This is a genomic window from Micromonospora sp. NPDC005203, assembly GCF_042872705.1.
In the GTDB taxonomy this organism is placed as follows: domain Bacteria; phylum Actinomycetota; class Actinomycetes; order Mycobacteriales; family Micromonosporaceae; genus Micromonospora.
The window spans coordinates 22240-30235 of record NZ_JBIAKV010000008.1 but is presented as its reverse complement, the minus strand read 5'-3'; the positions used below and the strand labels follow the sequence as shown (position 1 = coordinate 30235).

Here is a 7996-nt window from a genome sequence, read left to right as displayed (position 1 = left end):
ACACCACTTTGGTTTTTATTTGTCTTCCTATCTCCGACCCCCCCCCCCCCCCCCCCCCCCCCCCCCCCCCCGCCCCCCCCCCCCCCCCCCCCCCCCCCCCCCCCCCCGGGTCGTCAGTAGTTCACGTACGCGGTCACAGCGCGGTGCTCGGAGTACTCACCACCGGTCACCGACGGCGTGACGGTCGCCGCGTTGCTGAAGCCGTTGCCACTCTTGACCAGCAGGAAGTCGATCCGCCGACTGCCGTTGGTGTCGTACGCGGAGGAGCAGTCGCGGCTGCCGCACTTCTCGGCGATTGGGTCGCGGTAGCCGTCGGCCCTGCCGTCGTTCCACCAGCCCGCGTCCTCGGGCTCGGCGTTGGCATCACCCGCGACGATCTTCAGGGTGCCGCCAAGGCGGTCCATCGCCTCGTCGGCCTCCTTGATGTTCTCGTCGGCGCACAGCGGGCCGTGCCAGGTGTTGGTCGGCCAGTGGATCGAGGCAACCGACACGTCCTCGTTGCGGACGTTGTCGTGCAACCGGACGGCGATGTTGTGGACCCGGTCCTGGCTGCTGCGCGTGGGTTCGAGGTTCTGGCACCCGCCGGTGCCGGCGTCGTAGTCCTCGGGGGCGTCGGATCGCCAACGGGTGGCGTCCTCGAACGTGAACCGGTCGGAGCGGTAGACGACCGCGTTGGTCTGCTGGTTCTTCAGCTTGCCGCAGGTGCTGGTGTAGCCCATCGAACCCGGGCTCGCGATCGCGATCTGCCCGGCGTAGGTGCCGGGCAGCTCGTCGGACAGTCGCTGCGTCAGGGTGTTGAGCTGAGTCTGGTTGGACACCTGCTGCACGGTGAAGATGTCCGGGCTCAACGGCCGGCCCTTGAGGTAGGTGATCAGCCGGTCCCAGCTGTACCCGTCCGCACAGGAGCTGGGCAGCCAGTTCTCGATGTTGTTGTTGTAGACCACCAGATAACTCGTCGAGGTGTTCACGGCCGCCTGGGCCCCGGTCGAACCGGCGACGCTGACCGCCGCGGTGGTCAGGACCGTGGTGAGCACGGCGACGGTGCCGCGCAGGAAACGGCTACTACGAATGGACAACTTCGCTCCTCTGTACGACGAACAGCCGGCATCAGCATGGGTGAACCGGTAGGCCTCAGAGCGTGCGCTGGTATTCCTCCCACGTCCGCTTCGGGTTGACCGCTGGGCCATCATCGACGCCCCGGTTGGCCAGGCCGTTACGACCGAGGTAATAGTCGCCGGCCTGGTTCTGCGCACCTGTCGACTGATCGGTGTCGGAGAGCGCGACGGCGTGGATGTGGTAGCCCCAGTCCCCCTGGGCCGGGGTCCGCAGCCACGCGGCGAAGCCCACCGTGCGCAGCCGCCGCAGCACGTCCGTCCGGACCGCCGAGGAGAGACCGCTGACCGAGAGGTCGAGCGCGCCGCCGCCGTCGTGCGTGCCGGCGGAGGCGCCCACACCGCTGCTGTACGAGCCCTGCGTAATGCCGAGCTGACGACCCAGCAGGCGTTCGGCCTCGATCAGCATCGACCTGGTGCGTGTGTTGACCTGCACATCGCGCAGGGTCACCACGCTGCCGGGTGAGATCTCTCTGACCACGGTGTACCGTCCCTCGCCGAGCGACCGCAGCGACGACGGGCCGGGTAGACCTGTCGCGTCGAGACCGCCGTAGCCGAGGGACCGCTGGTACGCGGCGTACGCGGCGATCGTGCTGGTGCCGAAGTGACCGTCGACGTAGGCCGAGGAGAGCAGCCCTCTCGCCTGGAGTGCGCGCTCCACCAGCAGGACGCTGTCCTTGGCCCCCTCGGTCAGCGCGGTGTCCGGCCGACGCGGGTCGATCTGGGCCGCCTTGATCAGCGCCTCCATGTCGAGCTGCGGCAACGCGGCCGCGGCCGGGCCAGCCAGCGGTACGGCGCCGACCACAGCCGCGCCGGCGGCGACGAGCAGGTTCCTTCTCGTGAGCACGCTTCCTCCGTAGGATATTGACCAATCCCCATGACCGGATGAAGCTAGTCTTCAATGCGGAAGGTGAGTTGTCACCCCGTTGGGGCCGACGAACCTCCACGAGATTGCCGGTCGGTGGGGCGGTGGGCGCCGCGGGCGGTGACCACCGGTCACCTCCCGGGGAGCGGATACGACAGTGAGCGGTAGCCTCAGAGTCATATTCATGACTGTGAGGCATACCGCTCACCAGCACATCGACCAGGCGGGCAACCACTGCGGAGGGCCAGCGCCCCTCGCCGCGACCCCGGCCTGAGTGAGGAATTGCCCGCCTAGTTGCCAGAGCCCTGCTGGGTCGGGTCGGGCGCCTGCGCGACCGCCTCGTCGGCCAGGTGCCAGATCTCGCGCATCGGGGCCCACCAGTCCCCCGAGCCAGGCTCGGCGATCGACTCCTGACACGGGTCGGTCAGCTTCCACCACTCCTGCGTCTGCGGGTCCGCGGCGATCAGCCGCGAGTCGGCCTCGTAGTCCTCGCCGACGTACTCGTAGTAGCCGAAGAGCAGGTCATCGTGCAGGAAGATGGTGTAGTTGCGGAAGTTCGCCTCGCGCAGCGTCTTCTCGACGCTCGGCCAGACGGCGGCGTGCAACCGGAGGTAGGTTTCCCGCTGCTCGGGACGGAGTCGGATCACGCAGCCATGACGTTTCACGTCGGGCCCCTTCGTGTGAGGTGGTTGGATCGAGCTGGCCCGCGAGCCAAGCGACCGATGATCTCAGTAGCCCACGTCGAGATCAACGCTCAGTCGGTGCCAGGTCAGCCTGCCGCGACCCGCGATAACCACCTGCTACCGGTTCCGCACCGCAGGAATGGGAACGGTGTCGTCAGCCCCAACAGCCGGAGGTGACTCCGCTCCGAAGCGCGCTCAGCTCAGGACCCCAGCACGAACGTCAGCAATGAACGTTCGCCAGGTTTCCGCAGTGAACGCCAGGGCCGGTCCCCGAACATCCTTGCTGTCCCGCACACCGACGACGTCAGGGAGGTTGTCGGTGACCTCAACGCAGTTACCCGAATCGCTGCTCCTGGTGCTCTTGCGCCAGCTAGCGCCGGTCAGATCATCCATAGTGCCTCTCCTTGATTTCTTGCATCAGCTCGCACGAATCCTCCACGTCCAGAGCTTGCTCCCTGAGCGTGTTCCACACCTCGGCGTACGCCTTGACCTCCTCAAGACGGTCAAGATACAACGCCCCTGACAGACCCTCGTTGAAGACGGTCGTTGGCTCCGCCGACCTGGCACCCTTGGTCGGGAAGTCGAGCACCACGAAGCTTCCCGCTATAGCTGCCCTGCTCAGCTTCTCGGCTATCGGTAGGAGCCTGACGGACACATTGGGTGCCTCACTCGACGCCAACAGATGGTCTATCTGCCGCCCCATGCCGGGGACGAGCTTGTGTAGTACCGCCTCCTCGATGATCACCTCTAAGCGAGGTGCCGCAGGATGCCGCCTGGTGAGAAGCCGCTGACGTTCGGTCCTGAGCCCAACCACCTTGGCTACCTCCTCGTCGGAGACACCCCGCCTCGTGCGGACAATCGCAGCGGTGTACTCAGGCGTCTGCAACAGGCCTGGAACTAGCGCGTGCTCGTATGTCCGGATGCTGCTGGCTGCTGACTCAAGCCCTACGTACAACTCAAACCATCTCGGGATGACCTCGCCGTAGGCGTGGTACCAACCCTTGCTCTTGGACTCCTTGGCAAGACTCACCAGGACTTCAGTCATCTCTGGCGAGGCTCCATACAGCCGGCACATCTGGTCTACGTCCAGGGCACGCATGGGCGTCTGGCCGGACTCGATGCGATACATCTTGGCTCGAGACCACTCCAGGTTAGAGGCTGCGACCTCCAACCCGATGCCGGCCTGCTCCCTGGTCTGTCGCAAGAGCCGGCCCAGCTCCCTCCTCGGCACTGTCGAGCCAATGTCAGTCATTCACCACCATCTCTCTCGTCTCATCCTGACGCGCCATCCGGCTCCCGGTGAGATCGCTCATGCATCAGCACCCACAAAGCGCATCTCTTCATGACAGTCTCATGGATAGCCTTGCATATGACTTCGACGCTGCTGAATTGTGCCTGGGAGTAGCCAGTAATCCCCGGAGGCAGACGTGCGTCGATGGAAGTGGTTCCAACGTCCAGAAGAGCCGGTCGACGTGGTTGAGCGCTCCGCTTACCAGCCCGTAGCGTGCGACCCTCCGCCGTCGCCACCGAAGCCGGACGAGGCCACCACCAGGCGCCACGCGCTCAAGCGACGCAACCAGCGAGACGACCGTCATGGTGCGTGAGGAGATCAGGCCTGAGCCACCGTTCTTGGTGATCATGGCCGGCTACGTGATCGACTTCCATCATCGCGACGTCTGCTCCAAATGCCGTTCCGATGGCTCGTGCCCTCGCCTGCGGCAGGCCGCCCTACGCCTCAACGCCTGGCGCGACCGGCGGAACCAGAACCAGCAGCCGTGAGGGCAGGCGACCTACTGCGGCTGGATCACGCCGCCAGCGTTCAGTTCATGAAGCCGATCACGGTACGGGTGATCAGGAAGCTCGACTGGCCCACCTACCACGGCTGGTGCTGGATCGACTGCTACCAGCTCGACAGCAGGGGTGAAGCCATCGCGCGGCGCTCCCTGTTCATTCGGCCCGAGCACGTCCAGTACGTGCCACCTCCACCACCGAGGCCGCCCGCCACCAAGCGGAAGCCACCGCGGCTGTACTGATCCTGACCACCGGGTTTCATCTGCCAGACTCCCAGCGGAAACGCAATCGTTTCGTCGAATCAGTGCGACACAACTCACGAAGTCCTGCACGATCAGCCATCCGCGAACTAGTGTCAGTACGACATCGTTTCGCGGGGGGTTGGGATGCTGGGTGGTCAGCAGGTGGGCGCGGGTGCCGGGGTGCCGGCCGCCCGGGTCCCCCGGTGCACCGACAGCGACCTGTTCGGTGTGGTCATCGACCTGCTGCGCGAGGTCGGCTTCGACCGGATGACCATCGACGCCGTCGCCGCCCGCGCCCACGTCAGCAAGGCCACCATCTACCGACGCTGGGACGGCAAGGCCGAGTTGGTCGTCGCCGCCCTACGCGACCGGCACGTCGGCGTGCACAACCCGCCCGACACCGGCAGCCTGCGCGGTGACCTGATCGAGCTGCTGCGCGCCACGGCAGCGATCTGCGTGGCCGACTGCGACCTGATGCAGGCGCTGACCTTCGCCATGCGGACCAACCCCGAGCTGGAACGCCTGGTACGCCACCAGGTGCTACCGGCCGGGCGGGTGGCCAGCACGGCCATCCTGGTCCGGGCCGCCGCCCGGGGGGAGATCCCGCCCGAGGCCGGCGAACGGGAGCTGTTCCACGATCTCGCGCCCGCGCTCACCCTGTCCCGCATCGTCGCGCACGGCCTGCCCGCCGACGACGCGTTTCTCATCCAGGTCGTCGACCAGGTGCTGATCCCGGTCCTCCGCTACCAGCCCGACCGCCCGTCACCGGCCTGACCCACCGACATCCGCAACACGGAAGGCTTCACCATGCCCGGAACCACCTCGACCGCACCTGGCGCACCCGGCGCCGGGGCGTCGACAAGCGCGCCGCACCCGCGGCGCTGGATCGCGCTGGCGGTCATCGCGGTCTCGCAGTTGATGGTCGTCCTGGACGCCACCATCGTGAACATCGCGCTGCCGAAGGCCCAGGCCGACCTGGGGATCACCGACGCGAACCGGCAGTGGGTGATCACCGCGTACACGCTGGCCTTCGGTGGACTGCTGCTGCTCGGCGGTCGCATCGCCGACTACTGGGGGCGCAAGCGCACCTTCCTGGTCGGCATGACCGGTTTCGCGCTCGCCTCCGCCCTGGGCGGTCTGGCCACCACCGGCGGGATGCTCTTCGCCGCCCGCGCGTTGCAGGGCGCCTTCGGTGCGCTGCTCGCCCCGGCCGCGCTGGCGCTGCTCACCGTGCTGTTCACCGAGGCCAGCGAGCGGGCCAAGGCCTTCGCCGTGTACGGCGCGATCGCCGGCGGTGGATCGGCCGTCGGTCTGCTGCTCGGCGGGGTGCTCACCGAGTACGCCAACTGGCGCTGGTGCCTGCTGGTCAACATCCCGGTCGCCGCGATCGCCATCGCCTTCGCGCTCCCGCTGGTGCCGGAGAGCCGGGCCAAGGGCAACACCCGCTACGACGTACCGGGCGCGGTCGTGGTGACCGCCGGCCTGGTCTCCCTGGTGTACGGCTTCACCAAGGCCGCCGAGGACGGCTGGGACGCCACCGCGACGCTCGGCTTCATCGCCGCGGGCGTGGTGCTGCTCGCCGCCTTCGTGGTGATCGAGCTGCGCTCCAGCCACCCGCTGCTGCCGCTGCGGATCGTGCTGGACCGCAACCGGGGCGGGGCGTTCCTCACCTCGACGCTGATCGGCGCCGGCCTGTTCGGGGCGTTCCTCTTCCTGACCTTCTACTTCCAGGTGGTGCTCCAGTACAAGCCCCTGGAGGCGGGTCTCGCGTCGCTGCCGGTCACCGCCGGTGTGCTGATCGCCGCGGGTGGCGCCAGCCAGCTGATGCCGCGACTGGGCGCCAAGCCGCTGATGGTCGCCGGTGCCGTGCTCGCGGCCCTGGGCATGCTGGTGCTGACCCAGATCGACGCGGACACCTCGTTCCTCACCCACCTGCTGCCCGCGCAGGTCATCCTGGGCCTGGGGCTGGGCTTCACCTTCGTCCCGCTGTCCAGCCTCGCCCTGGTCGGGGTGCCGGAGCACGACGCCGGCGCGGCCAGCGCGACGCTCAACGCCACCCAGCAGATCGGTGGCTCGCTCGGCACCGCCCTGCTGAACACCTTCTACACCAGCGCGGTCGCCGCCTACCTGGTGGGCCGGGCACCGAACCCGGTCAACCAGGTCGAGGCGCTGGTGCACGGTTACCGGGTGGCCTTCGCCTGGGGCGCGGCGCTGATCGTGCTCGCCGGCCTGGCCACCCTGGTCCTGGTGAAGGTCCGCAAGGAGGACGTCCCGACCGTCACCACCGCCCACCTGGGCTGAGCCGACCCGATGTGGCCGCCGGCCGGAGCGCCCCGAGCGTGGGGTGGACCGGCCGGCGGCCACATCCGGTAACGTCCCGACCATCGTCGAAAATCCGTTTGAGGAGATCCATGTCGACCCCTGCTGACCAGATCATCACAGCTCTGCGCGCGGGCCACGAGGAGCTCGCCACGCTCGTGCGGGACCTCAAGGAGGACGACCTGCTCCGGCCGTCGGGGGCCAGCGAGTGGCAGGTCTCCCAGGTGCTGAGCCACCTGGGCAGCGGCGCCGAGATCAACCTGGCGACGCTGGAGGCCGCCCGCACCGGCGCACCCGGCCCGGACGGGGACTTCAACCGTGGCGTCTGGGCACGTTGGGACGCGATGGCCCCGGCCGAGCACGCCGCCGGGTTCCTCGCCACCAACGAGCGGCTGGTCGAGGCGTACGAGGCACTGGACGCCGATACCCGCTCCTCGATGCGGATCGACCTCGGCTTCCTGCCGGAGCCGGTCGACGTGGCCACCGCGGCCCGGTTCCGGCTCAGCGAGTTCGCCCTGCACCAGTGGGACACGGAGGTGGCGTTCAACCCGTTCGCGGCGGTGACGCCGGGCGCGGTGGCGCTGCTGCTCGACCAGATCGGCGGCATGCTGGCCTGGACCAGCCGACCGCAGGAGCTGGCCGGGCGGGAGGCCACGCTGCTGGTCCGGCTGCACGCGCCCGAGCGGACGTTCGGGCTGCGGCTGGGCGAGAAGGTCGAGGTCGTCGACGCGCCGGAGCGTCCCGACGGCGAGCTGGACGCCCCGGCCGAGGCGTGGCTGCGGCTGGCCACCGGGCGGCTGGGCACCCAGCACACCCCCGACGGGGTGCGGGCGACCGGCGCGGTGCCCCTCGACGACCTGCGCCGAGTCTTCGTCGGCTTCTGACCAGCGGCCGTGGGGGGGGGGGGGGCCCCGCCCCCCCCCCCCCCCCCCCCCCACCCACCCCCCCCCCCCCCGCGGCGGGGGCCCCACCACCCACCAACCC

The 7996-nt window shown here is 68.6% G+C and carries 10 protein-coding genes; 5 read left to right on the top strand and 5 right to left on the bottom strand.

The annotated features are described in order from the left end of the window. Nucleotides 1-113: 113 nt before the first annotated feature. The 5 genes from ACFYPM_RS18755 to ACFYPM_RS18735 all read right to left on the bottom strand — a co-directional run bounded on the left by ACFYPM_RS18755 (nucleotide 114) and on the right by ACFYPM_RS18735 (nucleotide 3912). Complete coding sequence (locus ACFYPM_RS18755) at nucleotides 114-1076, bottom strand: hypothetical protein (RefSeq protein ID WP_387198149.1); 963 nt, start codon at nucleotides 1074-1076, stop codon at nucleotides 114-116. A gap of 55 nt (nucleotides 1077-1131) precedes the next feature. Beyond that, complete coding sequence (locus ACFYPM_RS18750) at nucleotides 1132-1959, bottom strand: peptidoglycan-binding protein (protein ID WP_387198146.1); 828 nt, start codon at nucleotides 1957-1959, stop codon at nucleotides 1132-1134. 308 nt (nucleotides 1960-2267) lie between these two features. Further along, nucleotides 2268-2624 carry an L-rhamnose mutarotase gene (locus tag ACFYPM_RS18745; RefSeq protein WP_387198143.1) on the bottom strand — a complete coding sequence of 119 codons (357 nt, stop codon included), beginning with the start codon at nucleotides 2622-2624 and terminating at the stop codon, nucleotides 2268-2270. Between the two features lie 231 nt (nucleotides 2625-2855). Beyond that, entirely contained in the window at nucleotides 2856-3053 is a 198-nt protein-coding gene (locus ACFYPM_RS18740; protein ID WP_387198140.1) for a DUF397 domain-containing protein, read from the bottom strand. Next, nucleotides 3046-3912, bottom strand: coding sequence for a helix-turn-helix domain-containing protein (locus ACFYPM_RS18735; RefSeq protein WP_387198137.1), 867 nt, complete (start codon nucleotides 3910-3912; stop codon nucleotides 3046-3048). The genes ACFYPM_RS18740 and ACFYPM_RS18735 overlap by 8 nt, the downstream gene beginning before the upstream one ends. Nucleotides 3913-4253: 341 nt before the next feature. On the opposite strand from ACFYPM_RS18735, the gene ACFYPM_RS18730 reads away from it, so the two are divergent. The 5 genes from ACFYPM_RS18730 to ACFYPM_RS18710 all read left to right on the top strand — a co-directional run bounded on the left by ACFYPM_RS18730 (nucleotide 4254) and on the right by ACFYPM_RS18710 (nucleotide 7896). Further along, on the top strand, nucleotides 4254-4439 hold the full coding sequence (locus ACFYPM_RS18730) for a hypothetical protein (RefSeq protein ID WP_387198134.1): 186 nt from the start codon (nucleotides 4254-4256) through the stop codon (nucleotides 4437-4439). 47 nt (nucleotides 4440-4486) lie between these two features. Next, nucleotides 4487-4693 carry a hypothetical protein gene (locus ACFYPM_RS18725; RefSeq protein WP_387198131.1) on the top strand — a complete coding sequence of 69 codons (207 nt, stop codon included), beginning with the start codon at nucleotides 4487-4489 and terminating at the stop codon, nucleotides 4691-4693. Between the two features lie 144 nt (nucleotides 4694-4837). Continuing rightward, nucleotides 4838-5467, top strand: coding sequence for a TetR/AcrR family transcriptional regulator (locus tag ACFYPM_RS18720; protein WP_357239414.1), 630 nt, complete (start codon nucleotides 4838-4840; stop codon nucleotides 5465-5467). Between the two features lie 33 nt (nucleotides 5468-5500). Next, the gene (locus tag ACFYPM_RS18715) at nucleotides 5501-6994 is read left to right on the top strand and encodes an MFS transporter (RefSeq protein ID WP_387198126.1); all 1494 of its coding nucleotides are present in this window, start codon (nucleotides 5501-5503) and stop codon (nucleotides 6992-6994) included. Nucleotides 6995-7104: 110 nt separating this feature from the next. Further along, nucleotides 7105-7896, top strand: coding sequence for a maleylpyruvate isomerase family mycothiol-dependent enzyme (locus ACFYPM_RS18710; protein ID WP_387198123.1), 792 nt, complete (start codon nucleotides 7105-7107; stop codon nucleotides 7894-7896). Nucleotides 7897-7996: the final 100 nt, after the last annotated feature.

Bases quoted from the DNA above. Each gene is read 5' to 3' on its own strand.
- ACFYPM_RS18740 (WP_387198140.1), bottom strand. From the start codon at position 3,053: ATGGATGATCTGACCGGCGCTAGCTGGCGCAAGAGCACCAGGAGCAGC.
- ACFYPM_RS18735 (WP_387198137.1), bottom strand. From the start codon at position 3,912: ATGACTGACATTGGCTCGACAGTGCCGAGGAGGGAGCTGGGCCGGCTC.
- ACFYPM_RS18730 (WP_387198134.1), top strand. From the start codon at position 4,254: ATGGTGCGTGAGGAGATCAGGCCTGAGCCACCGTTCTTGGTGATCATG.
- ACFYPM_RS18725 (WP_387198131.1), top strand. From the start codon at position 4,487: ATGAAGCCGATCACGGTACGGGTGATCAGGAAGCTCGACTGGCCCACC.
- ACFYPM_RS18720 (WP_357239414.1), top strand. From the start codon at position 4,838: ATGCTGGGTGGTCAGCAGGTGGGCGCGGGTGCCGGGGTGCCGGCCGCC.
- ACFYPM_RS18715 (WP_387198126.1), top strand. From the start codon at position 5,501: ATGCCCGGAACCACCTCGACCGCACCTGGCGCACCCGGCGCCGGGGCG.
- ACFYPM_RS18710 (WP_387198123.1), top strand. From the start codon at position 7,105: ATGTCGACCCCTGCTGACCAGATCATCACAGCTCTGCGCGCGGGCCAC.